The 20,526-nt window shown below is 64.7% G+C and carries 15 protein-coding genes; 5 read left to right on the top strand and 10 right to left on the bottom strand.

Annotation, left to right across the window (positions count from 1 at the left end):
- Positions 1-186 precede the first annotated feature (186 nt).
- Positions 187-1,311, top strand: coding sequence for a DUF3810 domain-containing protein (locus tag IPQ13_05025; GenBank protein MBL0210262.1), 1,125 nt, complete (start codon positions 187-189; stop codon positions 1,309-1,311).
- 26 nt (positions 1,312-1,337) lie between these two features.
- Here the strand turns inward: IPQ13_05025 and IPQ13_05030 are convergent, their stop codons facing one another.
- The 6 genes from IPQ13_05030 to IPQ13_05055 all read right to left on the bottom strand — a co-directional run bounded on the left by IPQ13_05030 (position 1,338) and on the right by IPQ13_05055 (position 9,116).
- Entirely contained in the window at positions 1,338-1,829 is a 492-nt protein-coding gene (locus IPQ13_05030; protein MBL0210263.1) for a DUF456 domain-containing protein, read from the bottom strand.
- Positions 1,829-2,644 (bottom strand): purine-nucleoside phosphorylase, encoded by an 816-nt coding sequence (locus tag IPQ13_05035; protein ID MBL0210264.1) that lies wholly within the window; start codon positions 2,642-2,644, stop codon positions 1,829-1,831. Before IPQ13_05035 ends, IPQ13_05030 begins: the two co-directional genes overlap by 1 nt.
- A 90-nt stretch (positions 2,645-2,734) precedes the next feature.
- Positions 2,735-3,841 (bottom strand): 4-hydroxyphenylpyruvate dioxygenase, encoded by a 1,107-nt coding sequence (hppD, locus tag IPQ13_05040; protein MBL0210265.1) that lies wholly within the window; start codon positions 3,839-3,841, stop codon positions 2,735-2,737.
- 139 nt (positions 3,842-3,980) lie between these two features.
- On the bottom strand, positions 3,981-7,082 hold the full coding sequence (gene infB, locus IPQ13_05045; protein MBL0210266.1) for a translation initiation factor IF-2: 3,102 nt from the start codon (positions 7,080-7,082) through the stop codon (positions 3,981-3,983).
- Positions 7,083-7,167: 85 nt separating this feature from the next.
- On the bottom strand, positions 7,168-8,514 hold the full coding sequence (gene nusA, locus IPQ13_05050; protein ID MBL0210267.1) for a transcription termination/antitermination protein NusA: 1,347 nt from the start codon (positions 8,512-8,514) through the stop codon (positions 7,168-7,170).
- 2 nt (positions 8,515-8,516) lie between these two features.
- A complete protein-coding gene (locus tag IPQ13_05055) occupies positions 8,517-9,116 on the bottom strand; it encodes a ribosome maturation factor RimP (GenBank protein MBL0210268.1) in 600 nt (199 codons plus the stop codon).
- 326 nt (positions 9,117-9,442) lie between these two features.
- Between IPQ13_05055 and folD the strand changes: the two genes are divergently transcribed.
- Positions 9,443-10,360: a bifunctional methylenetetrahydrofolate dehydrogenase/methenyltetrahydrofolate cyclohydrolase FolD gene (gene folD / locus IPQ13_05060; GenBank protein ID MBL0210269.1), complete on the top strand. Its 918-nt coding sequence runs from the start codon at positions 9,443-9,445 to the stop codon at positions 10,358-10,360.
- Between the two features lie 64 nt (positions 10,361-10,424).
- Positions 10,425-11,792 carry a hypothetical protein gene (locus tag IPQ13_05065; GenBank protein ID MBL0210270.1) on the top strand — a complete coding sequence of 456 codons (1,368 nt, stop codon included), beginning with the start codon at positions 10,425-10,427 and terminating at the stop codon, positions 11,790-11,792.
- Here the strand turns inward: IPQ13_05065 and IPQ13_05070 are convergent.
- Positions 11,782-13,506: a HAMP domain-containing histidine kinase gene (locus IPQ13_05070; GenBank protein MBL0210271.1), complete on the bottom strand. Its 1,725-nt coding sequence runs from the start codon at positions 13,504-13,506 to the stop codon at positions 11,782-11,784. The genes IPQ13_05065 and IPQ13_05070 overlap by 11 nt on opposite strands.
- Positions 13,503-14,204 carry a response regulator transcription factor gene (locus IPQ13_05075; protein ID MBL0210272.1) on the bottom strand — a complete coding sequence of 234 codons (702 nt, stop codon included), beginning with the start codon at positions 14,202-14,204 and terminating at the stop codon, positions 13,503-13,505. The genes IPQ13_05070 and IPQ13_05075 overlap by 4 nt, the downstream gene beginning before the upstream one ends.
- Positions 14,205-14,391: 187 nt before the next feature.
- Between IPQ13_05075 and IPQ13_05080 the strand changes: the two genes are divergently transcribed.
- Both IPQ13_05080 and IPQ13_05085 read left to right on the top strand, forming a co-directional pair.
- Entirely contained in the window at positions 14,392-16,824 is a 2,433-nt protein-coding gene (locus tag IPQ13_05080; protein ID MBL0210273.1) for a VWA domain-containing protein, read from the top strand.
- On the top strand, positions 16,821-17,894 hold the full coding sequence (locus tag IPQ13_05085) for a hypothetical protein (protein ID MBL0210274.1): 1,074 nt from the start codon (positions 16,821-16,823) through the stop codon (positions 17,892-17,894). Before IPQ13_05080 ends, IPQ13_05085 begins: the two co-directional genes overlap by 4 nt.
- Positions 17,895-18,047: 153 nt before the next feature.
- Here the strand turns inward: IPQ13_05085 and IPQ13_05090 are convergent, their stop codons facing one another.
- Together IPQ13_05090 and IPQ13_05095 are read right to left on the bottom strand one after the other, a co-directional pair.
- Positions 18,048-18,806: a 3-oxoacyl-ACP reductase FabG gene (locus IPQ13_05090; protein ID MBL0210275.1), complete on the bottom strand. Its 759-nt coding sequence runs from the start codon at positions 18,804-18,806 to the stop codon at positions 18,048-18,050.
- A 32-nt stretch (positions 18,807-18,838) separates the two neighbouring features.
- Complete coding sequence (locus IPQ13_05095; protein MBL0210276.1) at positions 18,839-20,446, bottom strand: RluA family pseudouridine synthase; 1,608 nt, start codon at positions 20,444-20,446, stop codon at positions 18,839-18,841.
- Positions 20,447-20,526: the final 80 nt, after the last annotated feature.

Consider the following 20,526-nt stretch of genomic DNA (forward strand, 5'->3'; position numbering starts at 1 on the left):
GGTCACGGAATCCAGGTTCCCAGTCCTGCGTAACGTTGTTGTGAAGGTCCTTTGATTTTCTGGCGCCGGACCCGGCGCCCGGTTGCGAATCGCACCGGCCGCGCCGGGGGCCATTCCCTTTTGCGCCCGATGTGGTGGAATGCTGTCGGGGTCCATTTCCAAATGAAAGCCAGGCCAGCGGGGAAAATGCATCGGAGAGGCCTTTGGATCGCCTTGCTGGCCCTGCCTGCCGCCTATGGTTTGTTCCGGCTGGCGGGCTTGAATCCTGGCTGGGTGGAGCGGGTTTACGCGGAGCGGATATTCCCTCCGCTCGCACGTTGGATTTCCTGGCCCGCGCGGCTGCTGCCGTGGTCCCTGGGAGAGACGATCCTGATTTTCATTCTGGTGGGAGCGCTCCTGTCGTTGGCGGGGTTCATCCGCGCGCTGGCGGTGGGGACACCAGGGCTCATGCCCTCGCTGCTGCGGCGCCTGGGCGGGCTTCTCGCCCTGGCCGGACTTCTTTATGCCAGCTTCGTGGCGCTCTGGGGTTTGAACTACCAGCGCCCTCCCATCGCCCGCACGCTGTCTTGGCCGTCGGCGCCACCCACGGCCGAGGAGTTGCAGGGCCTCTGCGAGGAGCTGGCGCTGGAGGCCAATCAGGTGCGCCAGGATCTCCCTTCGGATGAACGGGGCGTGCTGCGGGTGGACCGCCAAGCGGTGCTGGACCGGCGGAACGAAGGCTATGAGCGGCTCCAGGGGACGCTGGCACCTGCGCTGCCAACAGTCTTGCCGCTCCCGAGCCGGCCCAAGCCTGCCCTCTTCGGCTTTCTCATGTCCCGCTCCCTCACCTATGGCATGTACCTTCCCTGGACCGGCGAAGCCTTGATCAACGGAAGCACCCCAGCGCCTGCGTTGGCTTTCACCGTCTGCCACGAGATGGCCCACCAGCATGGCATCGCGCGGGAGGACGAAGCGAATTTCATCGGCTACCTCGCCTGCCGTCGGCATCCGGATCCCCTGTTCCGCTACTCGGGCGCCCGCGCGGCCCTGGGCGAGGCCATGGCCCAGCTTTGGATCGCGCGCCCCGAGGCCTGGAAGGCCATTCGCGGAGCACTGAGCCCTGGCGTTCTCGCAGACGAGGCTGCGGAAGCCGCCTGGCACCGCGAACACAGGGGCCGGTTCAGCCGGGTGCAGGGCAAGGTCTACGACGGATACCTGAAGTCCCAGGGCCAGCTGGACGGGGCCCGCAGTTATGGGCGCGTGGTGGATCTGCTCATCGCCGAGCGACGCCTGGCCACGAAGACTCAAAGGGACACAAAGAAGGATTTATAGGCTTCGTGTCTTTGTGCCTTCGTGGTTCAAAGCAGAAAAGCATCCAGCAGGAACACCACGATCAGGAACAGACCCAGGAATCCTTTGCCGAGGCTTCCCACCAGCAGGCCCAGAGCCGCGCCAGCGCCGGATTTCAGGGCCTGCTTGAAGGGCCGTTTGGAGATCAGCCACTCCCCGAGCAGGGCACCGATGAACGGACCCAGGATCAGTCCGGGCAGGGCGAAAAAGAGGCCGATGATTCCGCCCAGCAGAGCTCCGGAAATGCCCGCCTTGCCGGCTCCGGCCCATTTCGCCGTGAAGGCGGTGGCGGCGAAATCCAGGGCATAGGCGAGGAGGGCCGTGGCGATGAACAGGGCCACCGTCCACCAGCTCAGCACCTCCGGCAGCAGGAGTTTGTGGATCCCGACCCCGAGCGCCATGAGCGGCAGGCCCGGGATGACGGGCAGGAAGGCGCCGAGAAACCCCACCACCAGGAGCAGGGCGCAGGCGGGCCAGGCGACCCATGGGGTCCACGCCATCAGAGCGCGAGGTCCTTGACGAATTTCCGCACCAGGGCCTCGAAGCCCTTGGCGGCGGCAGCTCCCGCGGCCAGGACGTCCTCGTGGGTCAAGGTCACCGGCAGGATGCCTGCGCCCATGTTGCACAGGCCGCTGATCCCCGCCACCCGCATGCCTTCGTGGCGCGCCACGAGGACTTCGGGCACGGTGCTCATGCCCACGGCGTCGGCGCCCAGGATCCGGAAGGCGCGGATTTCCGCCGGGCTCTCATAGTTCGGTCCGGTCACGGCCAGGTAGGTGCCCTCCTGCAGTTTCATGTTGATGGATCGGGCGGCGGCATGGAGCTGCTCGCGGAGCTTCTTGTCGTAGGCTTCGGTCATGTCGTGGAAACGCGGTCCCGGCGGCACGTTGGGGCCGATCAGCGGATTCGTTCCCATGAAATTGATGTGGTCGGAGATGGCCATCAGCTCGCCCACGTGGAAGCCGGGATTGATGGCGCCGGCTGCGTTGGTGAGCAGCACCGACTTGACGCCCAGGCGGCCGTAGAGCCGCATGGGGGCCGTGACCACGTCCATGGGATGGCCTTCGTAGTAGTGGAACCGCCCCGCCTGCAGGACGACCTTCCGGCCCTCCAGTTCGCAGAACATCAGCTTCCCGCTGTGGCCGGCGACGCTCTGCTCGGGGAACCCCGGCAGCTCCGTGAAGGCGATGATGGCGCCCGCCTTGGCTTCGGCGCTTTCGGCCAGGCCGCCGAGCCCCGAGCCCAGCACGATGGCCAGCTCCGGGATGAATGGCGCGCGGGATTTCAGGATGTGAAGGGCCGGTTGCAATTGCATGGAGGCTCCATGGGATTCTTTCAAGGCTACCAGCCTTGGCGTGCCAGGAATCCTTGCGCGGCTGCTCCTGGAGCGGCGGAGCGCCGGTCCCTACAGAACGCCGCGCCGCTTCTGGTCCAGCTCGATGGAATCGAACAGGGCCTGGAAATTGCCTTCGCCGAAGCCGCGGTTGCCGCGCCGCTGGATGACTTCGTAGAAGAGCGGACCGATCTGGTCCTCGGTGAAGATCTGCAGCAGGTAGCCGGTGGCGTCCCCATCGATCTGGATGCCCAGCTCTTTTACGCGCTCCAGGCTTTCCGTGACGGTGTAGCCGCTCCTGGCGATCCGGCCCGGCAGCAGCTCGTAATAGGTGTCCGGGGTGCGGAGGAAATTGAAGCCCTGGCTTTGGAGTTTGGGCAGCGTGTCCAAGATGTCGGCGGTGCCCATGGCGATGTGCTGCACGCCGGGACCGCGATGCCGGTTCACGTATTCCTGGATCTGGCTCTTGTCATCGGTGGGTTCGTTGATGGGGATGATGATGCGGTTGTTGGAACTCTGGACCACCTTGGAATTCAGTCCCGTCCCCAGGCTGCCGCGGATCTTGAATTCCCGCGTGACCACGAAGCCGTAGATGTTCTCGTAGAACTGCACCCAGCGGTCCATTTCGCCCACACCCACGTTGTTGGTCAGGTGGTCCACCCGCAGCAGGCCGGGGCTGGCCAGGGCCGGCAGCTCATCCTTGGCGGTGCGCATGATGAAGCAGTCCTGCTGGCCCCGGCGCTCCACCAGGTAGTTCCATACATCGCCGAAACCCTGGATGGCCGCCACCTTGAGATGGCCTTCCTGGAACTCTTGGGTCCTGGGTTCGAGCCGGACCGTGGCGCCGCGTTTGGCGGCTTCCTGCAGGGCGGCCTCGCAGTCGTCCACTTCGAAGGCCAGCGCGTTGACGCCTTCCCCATGCTGCTGGAAATAGGTCCCGGACTGCGTGCTGCCGTCGCTCTCGGCGATGGCGATATCCATCTTGTTCTGCCGCATGTGGACCACGCGGCCCCAGCCGCCCTGGTCCGAAGCCACCCGGGCGAAGCCCATGCGGCGATAGAGGGGTTCCAGTTTTTCGATGGAGCCGGTCACCTGGATGTGGTCCAGGCGGATGATGCCAAGTGGATTCGTGGCTGCCTTGGCCTCGACGGTCGTGACGGCAAAGGTCGGAGCGGACATGGAACCTCCTGAATCGGTAATCAAATAGCATCCCAGTTGATACTTGTGACGCGGATCACAGGATTTGACAGATGTCCTGACATAAAAACTACGCCGGCCGCAGTTAATGGGCCGGCGTATTCAAGTGAATGGCCATCGGTCAGGACAGGCTGGTCGCGACAACCCTTTCATTGGTGTAGAACTCGATCACATCGCCTTCCTTCAGGCCATCGAAGCCTTCCAGGGCGATGCCGCAATCGAGGCCGTTCTTCACTTCGTGCACATCGTCCTTGAACCGCTTGAGGCTCTTGAGGCCGCCTTCGAAAACCACCTCTTCGCCACGCTTGACCCGGGCCTTGTAGGCTTTCTGGACCTTGCCCTCCGTGACGAAGGACCCGGCGATGACGGTCTTGTTGACCTTGAAGATCTGGCGGACCTCCGCCTGGCCCTGGATCGTTTCCTTCTGGGTGGCGTCCAGCAGGCCGACCATGGCGGCTTCGATCTCTTCGGTGATCTTGTAGATGACATCGTGGAAGCGGATGTCGACGCCTTCCTCATGGGCCAGTTCCTCGGCCTTCTTCTCGGACTTGGTGTTGAAGGCGATGACGATGGCCTTCGAGGCTTCGGCCAACAGCACGTCGTTCTCGTTCACGGTGCCGGCGGCGGCGTGGATGATGCGCACGCGCACCTTCTCCGTGCTCAGCTTCTCCAGCTGGCCCACCAGGGATTCCACGGACCCCTGGGCATCGGCCTTGATGATGAGGGGCAGTTCCTTGATCAGGCCCTCTTTCAGGGTGCTGAAGATGTTCTCCAGGGTGACCCGGTGCTTCTGCAGCGCGGCGGCCTTGGCCTTTTCCTGGCGGAAGCCCACGATGGTGCGGGCCTTGCTCTCGTTTTCCACGATCTGGAAATTGTCGCCGGAGGAAGGCACTTCCTCGAAGCCGAGGATCTGTACGGCATTGGAAGGCCCCGCTTCGGTGATGCGTAGGCCCAGGTCGTTGAACATGGCCCGGACGCGGCCCATGGTGGCGCCAGCGACGAAAATATCCCCCTGGCGCAGCGTGCCTTGCTGCACCAGCACCGTGGCCACGGCGCCGCGGCCCTTGTCCAGCCTCGCCTCGACGATGGAACCCGCCGCGGGGCAATCGTAGACCGCCGTGAGCTCCTTCATGTCCGCCACCAGCAGCAGCGTCTCGAGCAGCTCATCCAGGCCCTGCTTGGTCTTGGCGCTGACCGCCACCGCCGGCACGTCGCCGCCATAGGCTTCGGTCTGCACATTGTGTTGCAACAGGCCCTGCTGGACCTTGTCGGCATTGGCGCCGGGCTTGTCGATCTTGTTGATGGCCACCACGAGCGGCACGTCCGCGGCTTTGGCATGGTTGATGGACTCGATGGTCTGGGGCATCACGCCGTCGTCCGCCGCCACCACCAGGATGGCGATGTCGGTGACCTTGGCGCCCCGGGCGCGCATCTTGGTGAACGCTTCGTGGCCGGGCGTATCCAGGAACACCACCTGGCGCATGAGGCCGGTGTTCTTGTCCTTCACGTCCACGTGGTAGGCGCCGATGTGCTGGGTGATGCCGCCGGCTTCGCCTGCGGCCACCTTGGTTTTGCGGATGGCGTCCAGCAGTGAGGTCTTGCCGTGGTCCACGTGGCCCATGATGGTGATGACGGGCGGGCGGGGCAGCTTCTCCCCCTGCACTTCGCTGTTTTCCTCGGCGCTGATCTGCACGTCCTCTTCGAAGGAGACGATGTCGGCCAGGTAGCCGAATTCGCGCGCGATCTCCTTGGCCAATTCCGTGTCGAGGGGCTGGTTGATGGTCGCGAAAATGCCCCGGTGGAGCAGCTTGGCCACCACATCCTTGGCGGGGCGGTTGCACTTCTCGGCGAGTTCCTTCACGGACACGCCTTCGGAGAGCATCACGATGCCGACTTCCTCTTCCACATACTCGGTGGCGATCATCTGGGCGCGGGAGCGCGGCTGGCGCAGCTTGAGATCCATCTCCTGCTGCACTTTGGTGTAGCCCTTCTTTTTCTTGCCGCCGACGTGGGCGCCACGGCCGGGGCCCTTCTGGCTATTGGGATCGATGGGACCCGCGGCTGGCAATCCAGGACCACGGCTGGCGCCGCCAGGACCGCCGGGGCGGTAGCCGCCGGGACGGGGACCGCCAGGCCCACGGCTGGGACCGCCCGGTCCGCCCGGACGGGGACCGCCGGGTCCGCGGTTCGGTCCGCCGGGACCGCTGCTGGGACCGCGGCTGGGGCCGCTGGAGCTGCCGGCGGGACCCCGGCCGGGCCCGCCTGAGGGACGGGCCTGGGGCAACTGGATGTAGCGGGCTGGCGATTGCGGGCGGGGCGCCGGGGCCGGGGTGTCCGAAAGGGTGATCTTGGAGAAGCCCTGGTCCGGAGTGAGCTCCGAAATGGAAGGGGGCAGGAAGGTGCGTTTGACCGGAAGCTGGGGGAGGTCATGGCGGACTTCGCCCTTGCTGGTGTTGCTCGCCATGGGCAGGACGGCCCGCTCTGCGTGGGGCATGCCCGAGCGCGCCACCGAGGCCTGGGCTGGACGCTGGAGAACCGCGCGGGCTCCGGGTTCCGGACGCGGCCCGGTGGAGGATTTCTGAGGAGCCTGGGGCAGTTGGATGTACCGGGCCGGCTCCTGGGGTTTCGGAGCGGGCGCCGGGGCGGAAGACACCCGGATGTGGGAGAAGCCTGGAGAAGCCGCCTCTGGTTCGTCGCTGGAGGCGGCAGCTGGCGCGGGTTCAGGGGTTGCGGCCGGGGCGGCCACGGCCGCCGGCTCGGGTTCGGACGGCTCGGGTGAAGGTTTTGCCGCTTTCTGGGGCGGAGCTGGAAGCTCGGCCGGAGGCGTTTTCGGCTTGGCGGGCGGTTCCGCGGGCGCGGCCGGGGGTTCGGCCTTGGCCTCGGCCTTCTTGATCAGCACCGGGGCTGGAGCCGGGGCCGGGATCGGGGCTGGCGCTGGGGCCGCGGGAGCCTGCGCTTTCACGATCTTCACGGCGGCAGTGGGGCGGTGCATCGCCAGCGGCGTGCGCTCTTCACCGGCTTCCGGGCTGGCTGCGCCGGATTTCGCGCCTTTCGCGGTTTTCGCGCCCTTCGATTCGATGGCGCGGCGCAATTGGCTAGCCTGGTCCTCGGTGAGGTTCGAGCTGTGGCTCTTGCCCTTGAGGCCCAGTTGCTTCTCGGCGGCATCCAGTACGTCGTGGTTGCTCACGCCGAGTTCCTTGGCGAGTTGATTGATGCGAAGCATGAAAGGGTGTCCCGGAGAAGGTGGAGCGGTGGAGCGGAATGGGCCTGTGCGGTCGTGGAGGATGCTGGTCGCGGAATCGGGGGGATCAATTGCCAAAACGCTCGTGCACAGCATCGAGGATTCGGAATGCGGTGTCCTGGGTCATGCCATCCACGGCGAGCAGTTGTTCCGCGGTGACGCTGTAGAGGGATTTGGCATCGGGGAAGCCCGCGGCGGCCAAGTTGCCGGCCAAGGTTTCGTCGAGGCCCTCGATGCCTGATAGCTCCTCCATCATACGGGAGGCCGGCGCGGATGCGGGGGCATCGCTCTCTGCCGCTCCGTCCTGGGCCTCCGGCAGGGCCTGGTCCATGGCGGCGCCCATGGCCACCTCGGCTTCCTTCCGCTTCTCGCCTTCGCTGCGCACATCGATGTTCCAGCCCGTGAGCTTGGCCGCGAGGCGCACGTTCTGCCCGCGGCGGCCGATGGCGATGCTGAGCTGCTCGTCGTCCACCACCACTTCCACCCTGCGGCCTTCGAGGTCGATGATGCCGACGCGGATGGCCTTGGCCGGGTTCAACGCATTGGCGATGAACATGAGCGGGTCCTCGTCGAAGCGGACGATGTCGATCTTCTCGTTCTTCAGCTCGCGGATGATGGCCTGCACGCGCGAACCCTTGAGTCCCACGCAGGCGCCCACGGGATCCACATCGGGATCGAGGCTCTGCACCGCCACCTTGGCGCGGTCGCCGGCTTCCCGGACGCAGGAGCGGATCACCACGGTGCCATCGTGGATTTCGGGCACTTCGCTTTCGAACAGCTTGATGAGCAGCCGCGGATCCGTGCGGCTCACCTGCACCTGGGCATCCTTGCTGGCGCGGTCGACATTGGCGATGACCACCTTGATGCGCTGGCCCTTGTCGAAGCGGTCGCCGCGCAGGGCTTCGCTGCGGCGCAGCATGGCCTCCACCCGGTCGATCTCGAGGATGATGGCGCTCTTCTCGAAGCGCTTCACCTCCGCCACGACCACTTCGCCGATGCGGTTCACGAAATCGTTGAAGATGCGCTCGCGCTCAGCCTCGCGGACTTTCTGGACAAGCACCTGCTTGGCGGCCTGGGCGGCGATGCGCCCGAGCTGCGTGGTGTCCTGGGGCAGCCAGAGCGTGTCGCCTTCGGCGGCATCGGGGTTCAGCGCCTGGGCCTCAGCAAGGCTGATCTCCAAGTCTTCTTCCTCGACTTCCGGAACGACCTGTTTCAGGGCGTACACGTGGAACTCGCCGGTTTCGCGGTCCATCTGGGCCTCGAAATTGCCGTAGAAATTCTGGGACTGGAAATACTTTTCCGCGGCCTTGACGAGGGATTCCTCCACCGCCTGGAACACTTCCTCTTCGGGAATGCCCTTCTCGGTGGCGATCATCTTCACGCTGTCGAAAAATGTGGTTGCTACGGTGGCCATGCCTATTCCTCCTCGTTGCCGGCACTTGTCTCCATGCCGGCCTCTTCATGCACGTCTGGGATGTCCGATCGCAGGGCCACGACGTGCTTGGGCTGCGGGGTCTTGGCCTCGTCAAAGGGCGCGAGGCGGGACTTCTGGATGATCTCGAAGGGGATCGTCTTCAGGACGCCGTCCTCTTCGATGGTCACGGATTCGTTGGTGGCTTCGCCGATCCAGCCCTTGAACCGCTTCTGCCCGTTCAGGGGCAGCTTGGTCTGGATGCGGCAGAGCCGGCCCGCGAAGCGATGGTAGTGCGCGGTCTTCGACAGCGGCCGCTCCATGCCGGGGCTGGAAATTTCCAGATTCATGGTTTCACGCAGGTCCGGGAACTCGACGTCCAGCCAGGCCACCAGGCCGTCGTTGACGGCCACGCAGTCGTCCAGCGTCACGGCGCGCCGCGCGGCCGCGGGTCCTCTTCCCTTGGAGGCGGCGCCATGCAGATGATCGACATAGAGCCGCAGGATCGAGTCCCGGCCTTCCTTGGCACTCTCCAGGTGGACCAATTCAAAGCCCAGCAGCTCAAGCTGCCTTTCGATGGGGGCATGAAGTTTTTGGAGATCCAAGATTGCCTTCGTGGAAATAGACGGGGAAACCATCGCCGAAAAATACCTTGAGGGTGGGTCGAACCCACCCGTCAGGGCCGTTCCGATCCGGGATGCTGCTTGGGATGGGATGGCCTAGCCGTACTCAACCTTCAAGCCTACTGGCCGCTGCTGGAATTCTCAAGAGAAATAAGCCCTTCCGTCAAAACAACCAAGTGCCCGCGGTTGCGTGCCGGCCCATGGAGCCACCCTGGCGCCTCCTGGAAAACGCAGCGATGTTGTGACATTCCACACGGAAGGTTCCGGCGGGATCCACTCCAGTGATTCAATGGGGCCAGAGGTCTCACATGGCGCAGATTCTGGACGGCAAGGCCTACGCGGAGCAGATGCTGGAGGAAGTCCGGATCGCGGTGGAGGCCCGGATAGAGAATGGGCTTCCAGCCCCCAGCCTGGCCGTGGTGCTGGTGGGCGAGGACCCTGCGAGCCAGGTCTATGTGAAGGGCAAGATCGCGGCCTGCGCCAAGACGGGCATCCGGTCCTTGGAGCGCCGCCCGCCTTCCGACATCTCGCAAGACGAGCTGAACCTCCTCATCGAAAGCCTGAATGCCGATCCAGGGGTGGATGGGATCCTGGTGCAGCTTCCGCTGCCCAGGCACCTGGACGCCAAGGCCGCGCTGCACCGCATCAGCCCCGCCAAGGATGTGGACGGATTCCACCCTTTGAACCAGGGGCGGCTGTTCGAGGGCCTGCCCGGGTTGCGGCCTTGCACGCCCTCGGCCTGCATGCGGATGTTGAAGGCCTACGGCGTGGCGATGAAGGGACAGCGCGCTCTGGTGCTGGGCCGCAGCGAGATCGTGGGCAAACCCATGGCGCTGATGCTGCTCGAGGAGCACGCCACCGTCACCGTTGCCCATAGCCGCACCGTGGACTTGCCGGGCATCTGCCGCGAGGCGGACATCCTCGTAGCGGCGATCGGGAAGCCGGGCCTGGTGGAAGGGAGCTGGATCAAACCTGGCGCGGTGGTCGTGGATGTGGGCATCAACCAGGTGACGGATGTGGCCCTCGGGGAACGCCTATTCGCCGCCGAACCCGGCAAACTCGACAAGCTGCGCGAGAAAGGGCACGTGCTCTGCGGCGATGTGCGCTTCGGGGAAGCCATGCAGGTGGCCGGCGCCGTCACGCCCGTCCCCGGCGGCGTGGGCCCTCTCACCATCGCCGGGTTGATGATGAATACCTTGGAGGCATGCGAGCATCGGTGCCTTTGAAATTTCCGTCCACGGGATGGGCCGAGCGGGCCTACCATGGCTTACCGCTTCCAAGGATGACGTCATGATGCCTTCCACCCGCAGCTTCTGCCCTGCACTTGTGCTGGCCGCCACGATGTCCCTCTCCGCGGCCCAGGACGCCAAGATCCATCCCTACACCGCCCAGCTCACCACCGAGTGGAAGGCCAAACTGGATGGCGCCGAGGCGGTCAGCCGCCCCGGGGGTGAACCGGAGAAGGCTCTGCCGGTGCTGGAAGCCCTGGAGGAATGGTTCAAGGAGAAGCGCCAGGTCCTGGAGCGCCACCCGGAGTACAAGGAATCCCTGAAACGCCAATTGATGCTCCGCATCAAGCTGGCGCGCATCACGGCGGTGAGCGGGCTGGTCTTCGCGGATGCGGCGGTGAAGCAGCAGAAGACGGCGCTGCTGGACGGCAAAGGCGGGGCTTATGCGCAGATGGAGAAGGCCGACAAGCTGGCCCAGTCCCTGGTGGCGGTCCTGGGGCCCGATCAGGCGCCGGTGAAGGATCTGCTGGCCTACATCGAACAGGTGCGCGGCAAGGTCAAGGAAAAGGCGGGCCAGGTGAAGGGCGGCGGCGGCGACATCGTGACCGCCGTGGCGCCCGGTGTGAAGCTGCATCCCTACACCAAACAGACGTTTGAAACCTGGGCCTCCAACATCGCCCAGGACAGCGGCATCCTCGCGGGCTCCAAGGGAACCGAAGAAAAAATCAAGGAGCTGGAGGGCGGCCGCCGCTGGTTCGAATCCAGCCACGCGGAGCTGAAGAAACACCCGAACTTCGAGCAGGGCATGGTGAAGATGACGCCGCTCATGCTGGGCCTGGCCGAGTTGAAGGGCCGCCGCGCCGTGGAGTTCGCCGAGAAGGGCCTGAAGGAGATGAATCCCAACTACTTCAGCGAAAGCTCCGGCACCTACCAGCAGATCAAGGAGGCCGAAAAGCTCATCGCCGAATTCGGCGGCGGACCTGAGGCCGGGGCCGCCAAGTCCAAAGCGTCCATCGAGGCCGCCAAAGCGGAGGTGGCGAAGCTGTCGGAGCAGTACAGCAAGAAGGCCGCCGCCTCCTTCCGTCTGCCTTCCGAGGCCTATGGCGGCGGAGACAAGGCCCGGCTTAAAGGTCTTGTATTGGCGAAGTGGAAGGAACTCTATCCCTCGGACCAGGTGCTGGGCGTGCGCTTCCTCAAAGGCGACTGGGAGCGGCGCAAGGAATCCAACTACAACCAAGGCACGTGGTACCACTACGACAATTCGGTGCTGCTGGTCTATGTGGTCATCCGGAAGTCCGCGGAATTGGCCACGGTCTACCCCGCCTACATCAACAAGAACAACCAGACCAATGCCATCACCATCGGCGCCGGGACCAAGGGGAATTCCTATTCCCATCAGGACATGCTTATGAAGAACGTCAGCTTCTGACGCGGCCCATCGGCAGGCGGAACAGGAAGCAGGCGCCGGGCTCGGCCACCTCGTGGGCCAGGTCTCCTCCCAGGCTCCGGGCGAGCCGCTGGCAGAGCGCGAGCCCAAGGCCTACGCCGGGGGCGCTGCGGGCGGCCTTCTGCGCGGATTTCCGGAAGGCCTGGAAAAGGTGGCGGCGGTCCTGGCCCGCGATGCCCGGTCCGTGGTCCCGGACCCGGATGTGGAGTTCCCGGTCTTCCTGGGACACCTCCAGATGGATGCGCCGATCAACCGCCTTCGAAGCGTATTTGCAGGCATTGTCCACCAGGTTGAACAGGACCTGCTCGACCAGGAGCGGATCCGTGTGGACCAGCGATGGGTCCAGGTCCTGGGGCAGATCCAGGATCAATTCCATTCCGGCCTGCTGGGCGCGCTCCCGCAGCCGAGGCAGGGGGCGCTCCAGGAGTTCCGCCAGCGGGACGGTTTCCAGGCTCGCGCCCCGGCGGGATTCCAGCCGGGCGAAAGCCAGGACATTCTTCACCAGGTGGTCCAGGCGGTCCGTTTCCGCGAGCAAGGTTTTCATCAACGAAGGTTTTTCTTCCTCAGGGACCATGTCGTGGGCCAGCAGCTCGGTGTAGAGCCTGAAGGTGGTGAGCGGCGATCTCAGCTCGTGGGTCACCGCGGAGGCGAAGGCGCCCCGGCTCTCGCTCAGGCGCACCGCACGGCGCAGCACCAGGGCGCCTGCCAACCCTCCGACCAGCAGGCAGCCCCACCCGAAGATGAGCGCCGCGCGGGCGGGCCGGCGATCGGCCTCAGGCATCTTGAGCGTCCCCGGAATGACCCTCACCGGCAGCGAACTCAAGGTGCGGCCATTTTCGGAAGGATCTCCGGGATGGGTGGGGGCGAGGTCCACCGAAGGGAGCAGGTCCCTGGCGGTGCTCATGAGGAGCTCCTTCACCGCAGGCCAGTCCAGCCAGCAGCATTGCAGGAGCTCTCGGTCGCCGACCCACACCTGCCGGGCGAGGAACAGCGACCGACCCTGCCAGAAAGGCGTCCAGGCGCCTTCATACACCATGTAGGGGGACAGGAGATGGACGCGGGAGCCAGGCCGCTGGTTTTCCGGCGAGGAAGATTTCGCGGCCGCGGATCTTGGACCTTCCCGTCCCGGTTGGGCCTGCATGATCCTGATCTGCTCGCGCGGGAGCAGGACGAGGCCTTGTCGGGTCATGGCTCTGAGGACCGTGTCGCGGCTCAGCCGGTGCCGGACTTCATCGAGCCTGGCTTCGCCGACGGCCATCCGGCTGGGGTCGGAGCTGAGGCGTTCGGCCAATTTCCTCAAGGCCGGTTCCGGCACCACCGGGGAAGTGAAATGGTTGTCCTGGTCGATCTGGAAGCGCAGCAGCACCAGGGGATCATCCATGAGCAGCATGGGGGAGGGGATGAGGAGGTCCCCCGACCCTAGCTGGACGAGCTTCCGGCTGTAGGCGCTCTCCGCCGGGTGGAAGGCGGTGTAATGAAAGTAGGGCCTGGAGCTTTCTGGGTTCAGGAAGAGCGCGAAGGTCGAATCCATGAACCAGAGGGAAAGCCGCACCCTCTCCTCGAGCGCGGCCTTCCGTTGGGTTTCGGCCTCGGCTTTTTCCGTCTTCAAGGCGACGTGCGTGATCCAGCCCATGGCTCCCAGGCCGAGGGCGAGGCAGAGGCCGAACAGGGCCCAGGGCCGCAGCAGGCGTTTCAACTGGGAGGCTCTGCGAATTGGTAGCCGCGGCCGCGGAGCGTGAGGATGATGCGCGGATCGGCGCCGTCATCCCGGAGCTTTTCCCGGAGGCGCACGATGTGCATGTCCACGGTGCGGGTCTCCACCGCATCGGGATTGAGATGCCACACCCGCGCCAGGATCTCGTCGCGGCTGATGGCGCGGCCCGCGTTGCGCGAGAGGTAGGCGAGCAGTTCGGATTCCCGCTCGGAGATGGGCGTCACGCGCCCATCCTCGAAGCGCAGCTCGCGCTTGCCCAGATCCAGGATGCCGCCCGGAAAGGCGACTTCCAGGGACTCCGAGGGCCTTGACGGGGAGCGCCTCAGCACCGCCTCGATGCGCGCCAGCAGTTCCAGGGCGCCGAAGGGCTTCACCACGTAATCGTCGGCGCCGAGCTTGAGTCCCTTGACCCGGTCCTCCTGCTCGCCCCGGGCGGTGAGGATGATCACCGGAACGGTTTTCGAGTGCTCCCGGACCGCCCGCAGGATCTCCAATCCATCTCCGCCGGGCAGATTGAGATCCAAGAGCAACAGATCGTAATCCTCCCCGCGGGCCAATTCCAAACCGGCGACATCATCCGCGGCCTCGATCGTTTCGTAGCCGTTGAAACGCAGGCTGGACAGCACTCCCCGGCGGATGGCGGGGTCGTCTTCGATGACCAGGATGCGTTGCTTCGGCATGGCGTTATCTCGCGCGGAAGGTCGGTTCAGATTCCCATGATCGCAGATGCAAGGCCTCGAAAAGCGCTTGTGACAGTCCTTTTACGATGCGCCATCCAAAAGGAACCAATACTTCAGTCATCGCTCCACGGGACGAGTCCAGAAACCCTCGCCCGACTCCCACCCACTTCTTTTTTGGAGGCTTCCCATGAGGTCCAGCACTCGCTTTGCCCTGATTCCCGCCTTGGTCGCGTCCGCCGCGTTGCCGGCCTTCGCCCAAGGCGCCGAGGCCGCCTCGGACTCCGGTGATAAAACCCTTTCCCCCTACTTCTTCGTGAACAGCGAAGATCCATCCACCGAGCAGCTCCCGCTCAAATCCACCTCGGTGAAGGTGGAGGTGGCGGGAGTCATCGCCGACGTGAGGGTCACCCAGGTCTACAAGAACCAAGGCCAGAAACCCATCGAAGCGGTCTACGTGTTTCCAGGCTCCACCCGCGCGGCGGTGCACGGCATGAAGATGACCATCGGCACCCGGGTGATCCAGGCGAACATCCGCGAGAAAGCAGCGGCCCGGCAGGAATACGAGCAGGCCAGGCAGAGCGGGCGCACGGCTTCCCTGCTGGAACAGCAGCGCCCCAACGTCTTCCAGATGAACGTGGCCAACATCCTGCCCGGCGACGAGATCATCGTGGAGCTTTCCTACACGGAATTGCTGATTCCCGTGGAGGGCACCTATGAATTCGTGTATCCCACGGTGGTGGGGCCGCGCTACGCGGGCGCCCCCGGCACTAGTTCTTCCACCGGAGAAAAATGGGTGGCCAATCCCTACACCAAGGCGGGCGAGGCACCGCTTTCCACCTTCGACATGGAAGTGCGGCTTGCTGCGGGGATGCCCATCCAGAAAATGGTTTGCGGATCGCACAAGACGGCCATCGCCTACGATGGGCCTTCCAACGCGGACATCAAATTGGATGCCAGCGAGAGCCAGGGCGGCAACCGCGATTTCATCCTGAAATACCAGTTGGCCGGGGGCCAGGTCCAGTCGGGACTGCTGCTGCACAAGGGCAAGGAGGAGAACTATTTCCTGCTGATGGTGCAGCCCCCCAAGCGGGTGGCGGCCGTGGACATGCCCGCCCGTGAATACGTGTTCATCCTGGATGTCTCCGGCAGCCAGGCGGGTTTTCCCTTGGGGATCTCGAAAACCTTGATGGCCGAGATGATCAGCAAGCTGCGTCCACAAGACCTGTTCAACGTCATGGTGTTCGAAGGGACCTCGGCGTTCTGGTCTCCGAAGGGCTCCAGGGCTGGGACTCCGGAGAACCTGCAACAGGCTCTGGCGTTCGTGAACAGCCAGAACGGCGGCGGCGGCACCGAGCTGGCCAGCGCCCTTCGCAAGGCATTGGCGCTCCCCAGGGTGTCAGGCATTTCCCGCAGCTTCGTGGTTTCCACGGACGGCTATATTTCCGCGGACAAACAGATCTTCGATCTGATCCGCGACAACCTGGGCGATGCGAACCTCTTCGCTTTTGGCATCGGGTCTTCCGTGAATCGCTTCCTCATCGAGGGAATGGCGCACGCAGGACAGGGCGAAGCCTTCGTGGTCACGAGCCAGGCCCAGGCGCCGCGCGAGGCCGAGCGCTTCCGGGCCTATGTGTCGAGCCCCGCCCTCACCAATCTGAAACTCGTCACCAGTGGATTCCAGACCTATGACATCGAACCGCCGCACTTGCCGGACGTCCTGGCGGACCGTCCCGTGGTCTGTTTCGGGAAGTGGCGGGGCGAACCCTCGGGAAGCCTCACGCTTTCCGGTGTGGGCGGCCATGGTCCGTGGAAGCAGCAATTCAATGTGGCGGAAGCCACCGCGGGGACGGGCAACGCGGCCCTCCGGCAACTATGGGCACGGCAGCGCATCCAGTTGCTTTCGGACTACAACCACTTCGGAGAAACCGAGGAGCGCAAGCGCGAGATCACAAGCCTCGGCCTGACCTACAACCTGCTCACGGCCCATACCTCCTTCGTCGCGGTGGATTCGGAGGTCCGCACCAAGGAGGGCGCGCCCACCTCCGTCACCCAGCCACTGCCCATGCCCCAGGGCGTGCCGAACAGCGCGGTGGGAAGCCTTGCCGCTATGCCGGTTTCCCGCAGTTCCGCGAGCATGGCTGCGCTCTCGCCAGGCGTGGTCAAGGGAGCGTCGGCGACCGTCACTGTGACAGCTGCCGCGGCCCATTACGAAGTCTCCGCGATCTGCTGCGCGGCGATGGATTTTGCTGAAGAGGAAATCATCCAGCCGCCCGCGCCCCGCAAAAGCGAGAAGCGAGCGCAGCGGGCCACCGAACCGCCTTCTTTCCAGATCGGCAAGCTCAGCGCGGACCGCGAGGGCGTGCCCCTGCTCCGCACGGCGGCCCTGGTGGAACAGAAGATGATGGAACTGGCCAAGGCGGGACTGCTCAAGGACCTGCCAGCCACCTTCAACCTTCAGCTTCGCGTGGATGCGTCAGGCGCAGTCACCTCGGTCAATTTCGACCGCGCCTGCGGCCGGGCGGGGCAACGGCTGGAAGCGCGGCTCCTCGCCTGGCGCTTTGAAACCTGGACCGTGTCCGGCGCGACCGTATTGAACGTTCCCGTCCATGTGAACCGATGAACTGCCTCATCTGCGCCCTCCTCCTTGGGACCGCAGCGCTGATCCCGGCCCGCGCGCAAGGGGCGCGGGCCGGGGAGCGGGAGAGCATCACCTTCATCCTTGGCGAAGACGAGGACCCGGCCCAGCCGATGTTCCCGGTGGCGGAACGATACTTCAGGGAAGACCCGGTGGAACGCACGGACCAGGTCATTTCAAACCTGCGTTCCTTGAGCGAAGTGCGGGATTTCCTCGCGGGACACCCTTCGCGGAATGGCCGGCCCTGGGGCCTGGTGAACCTGGTGGCCCATGCGAACGACAACGGGCTGCTCGATGTGGACTTGAGGCCTGGAGGTCCGAAAACCACCTTGGAAACTTTATCTGCGAGCATCCAGAACCGCACGTTCAAGAGCTTGCCCGATGCGTGCCTCGATGGGCGGAGCGAATTACGCATCCAAGGGTGTTCCGTGGGCAAGGATGTCCCGTTGATGAAGGCCCTTTCATCGGCCTTCGGCGGCGATGATCCGCAGCGTCCCCTGGTGCGGGCGACACCATGGTTCACCTGTTTCCAGTTCAACCCAGCCCACCAGCGCGCCGTGCGTGTCCTGTGCGAATCCTGGAAGCAGCTCTACAGGCCCGGAGAAAGACCAACCAACCGGGTTCTCGCCATGCGCTTTCATTCGAGCCTCCCCAAGGCGGATTTCGATATCGCCGAAGCCCTGAGCCACCCCTTTCCTGTGACGCCGGAAGCCGCCTTCAGCTATGAATCATCCGCGCGCTTCCAGTGGACCTCGATCTATCCTGGTGGCGACGTCCCTTCGGTGGTGGGTGCGCTGCGAACGCGAACCTGGCTGCTGTCCCAGGAGTCCCTCCAGCGCCGTTTGAGTGCCTTGGGCTGGCGTTTCCACCAATTGATTTGGGAAACCACACCTACAATCCATCAGGTGGGCGGCACCGAATACCGGGCCCTCCAGACCATCGGCCGGGCTCGTGTCATCCACCTGCTCAAACCCATCGTCGCCCCGAAAAACAGCGGCGCCCCTCCCCCGGAATTGGCGTGGGAGGATCCGAGGTACTACGTCACCGCGAGATGAGCCGCGGGAATCCGGCGGAGTTCGCGTCGGCCTACGGCCGACATAGAGGCTCCAGCTCTGTGAACGTAGTGAGCAGGAGGGCGCACTGCGACCGATAGCTGGAGGGCCCGTAACACCTTGGCCAGGACAGCGCTGGCCAAGGCGTAACGGGTCCTAAGGGCATAGCCCCCCATCCACGTTCACCACCTGGCCGCTCATGTAGCTGGCCCAGTCGCTGCTTAAGAAGGCCACCACGTGGGCCACTTCTTCCGGCTCCCCGACGCGTTTTAGGATGGTGGCGCCCAATAGTTCACGTATTTGTTCGGGGGTGAGATCGGAGGTCAATTCCGTATGGATGAAGCCGGGGTTCACGCAGTTCACCAGGACGCCGAAGGCGGCCATCTCCCGGGCCAGGCTCTTGGAAAGCGCGATGATGGCGCCTTTGGACGCCGCGTAGTTGGTCTGGCCCGCCATGCCGACGACGCCGGTGGGGCTCACGATGTTGACAATGCGGCCCCATTTCTGGCTCATCATGCCGCGCACGAAAGCCTTGGTGGCTAGAACCGTGCCTTTCAGGTTCACGTTCATAACCTGTTCCCACTTCTCGTCGGCCATCAGGATGAAGGGGCCGTCGTTGCGCGTCCCGGCATTGTTCACCAGGATGTCCACGGATCCCAGTTCCTGCTTCACGCGGTCCGCGCACTGGCTCATGGCCACCTTGTTGCTGACATCCGCCAGCACCGCGATGGATTTCCTGCCCATGGCGCGGATGTCCGCGGCCACTTGCTCCGCCAGGTCCGCGTTCTTCAAGCCGTGCACCGCCACATCGGCGCCCCAGATGGCCAACTCCAGGGCGATGGCCCTGCCAATGCCCCGGGACGAACCCGTGACGAAAGCCACACGGCCTTGAAGGGGTGGGTTGGCGAAGGGCATTTCGGCTCCGGGGGAATGAAAAGACTGGGCGGCTACTTGCGGGGCTTTTTCTTGGGAGACGCAGGTTTGAATGGAGCCTTGCCGCGTTTGGCGGCTTCGCGCTTTTCAGCGGTCCAGCGCGGTTTGGGGCTCGCTTCCCGCGTGCTCGGAGCGGCGGTTCTGGGGCCGCGCGGAGTGGCAGGCCGTTCCTTAGAGCCGCCCGTCGGCCGCTCTTTTCGCGGACCCGCTGGGCGGTCATTCCTGGGGCCGGCGTAACGGCTGCGGGCGGGGGTTTCTTCCCTTTCCGGGCGGGGGCCACGCGTTGCAGCGGGGCCGGTTCCTTCGGCCCGGCGGGCTCCCGCGTAGGTGCTGCGGGGCTTCTTTTCAACACCCTCGCGGGGAGCCGCGGGGCGGGGGGGGCGCGGCGCTTTAGCCTGGTGATATCGAGATGCTTCGTCCTTTTCTTTTCCTGATCCTTCGTCCGCTGGCTTCCGCGGTCCCGCGGGGCGCGCATCGCGGTCGGCCGGGCGTGAATCCCGGGCGCCCGCCACCCTTGGCCGCCGGGGCCGTTCTTCTTTGCCGAGAAATTCCGGCACAGCGCCGAAATTCTCGGTGTTCTCACCCTTCCGGTAGACCTTGGCCCGGTGGATCCGGTCTTCCTTGCGGGCCTTCGTGATTTTGGGTTTGAAGATGCCCGCCTCGCCTTTCACCCCGGCTTCCGCGCGGGTGACGCGGGAGGCGGTGCGCAGGACCTTCAGGGCTGCTTCCATATCCGGTGGCATGGGGGCCGTGACCGTGACGTTCTTCTCTTCCACCGGATGGCGGAATCCCAGCAGCTCGGCATGCAGCGCCTGGCGGTCGATAAGCTCGCTCTCCTGGCCGTAGACCTGGTCCCCGAGCAACGGAAATCCCTTGTCCGCGAACTGGACCCGGATCTGGTTCCGGCGGCCGGTTTCAAGCTTTACCTCGACCACCGTATGGCCGGGGAGCCGCTCCAGCACGCGATAGTGGGTGATGGCCTGCTTGGCGCCCTTGGTGTCGCCGCGCTTGTCCACGGACATGCGCAGGGATTTGGAATGCTCCACCAGATGGCCGGTCATGGTGCCGCTGTTCTCGGGCAGTTCGCCCACCAGGATCGCCTTGTAGACACGGGTCAGCTTGTGTTCCTCGAACATGGCCTTGAGCCCGTGCAGCGCCTCGGGAGTCTTGCCGAAGACCAGCACGCCGGAGGTGAAGCGGTCCAGGCGGTGCACGATAAATAAATCAAAACGCTTGAAGCCTCGGCGGCGGTAGGAGTCCGTGATGGCGTCCGCAAGGTTGGGATCGCCGCCCTTTTCCGCGGGCACCGTGAGCAGGCCCGCGGGCTTGTCCACGAAGAGCAGATGGCGGTCCTCGAACAACACTTTGAAATCCCCACCCGCGCTCCGCTTGGCCTTGGGCAGTTCCTTGTAGATGGTGGAATCGTCGAACCGCACGGCGATGGTGTCTCCGGCCTTGAGCCGCAATCCATACTTCGTGGCAGCCTGCCCGTTGACGGTCACGCAAGAAGCATCCAGCAGGCCCTTGGCCTGCCGATGGCTGACTTCCAGCACCCGGTGCAGCTCTGCCGCTAAAGCTTCGTCTTCAACCTCGGCTTTCCAAGTCTTATCCAAACGCGCCATCGTGGTCCCTCCGGGCCCGGCGTCCTTGAAACGCTGAGCCAACCATCCAGCAGAACATTCAAACCCGGATTCCCCAAGAA

This window comes from Holophagaceae bacterium (assembly GCA_016720465.1).
GTDB lineage: Bacteria > Acidobacteriota > Holophagae > Holophagales > Holophagaceae > JANXPB01.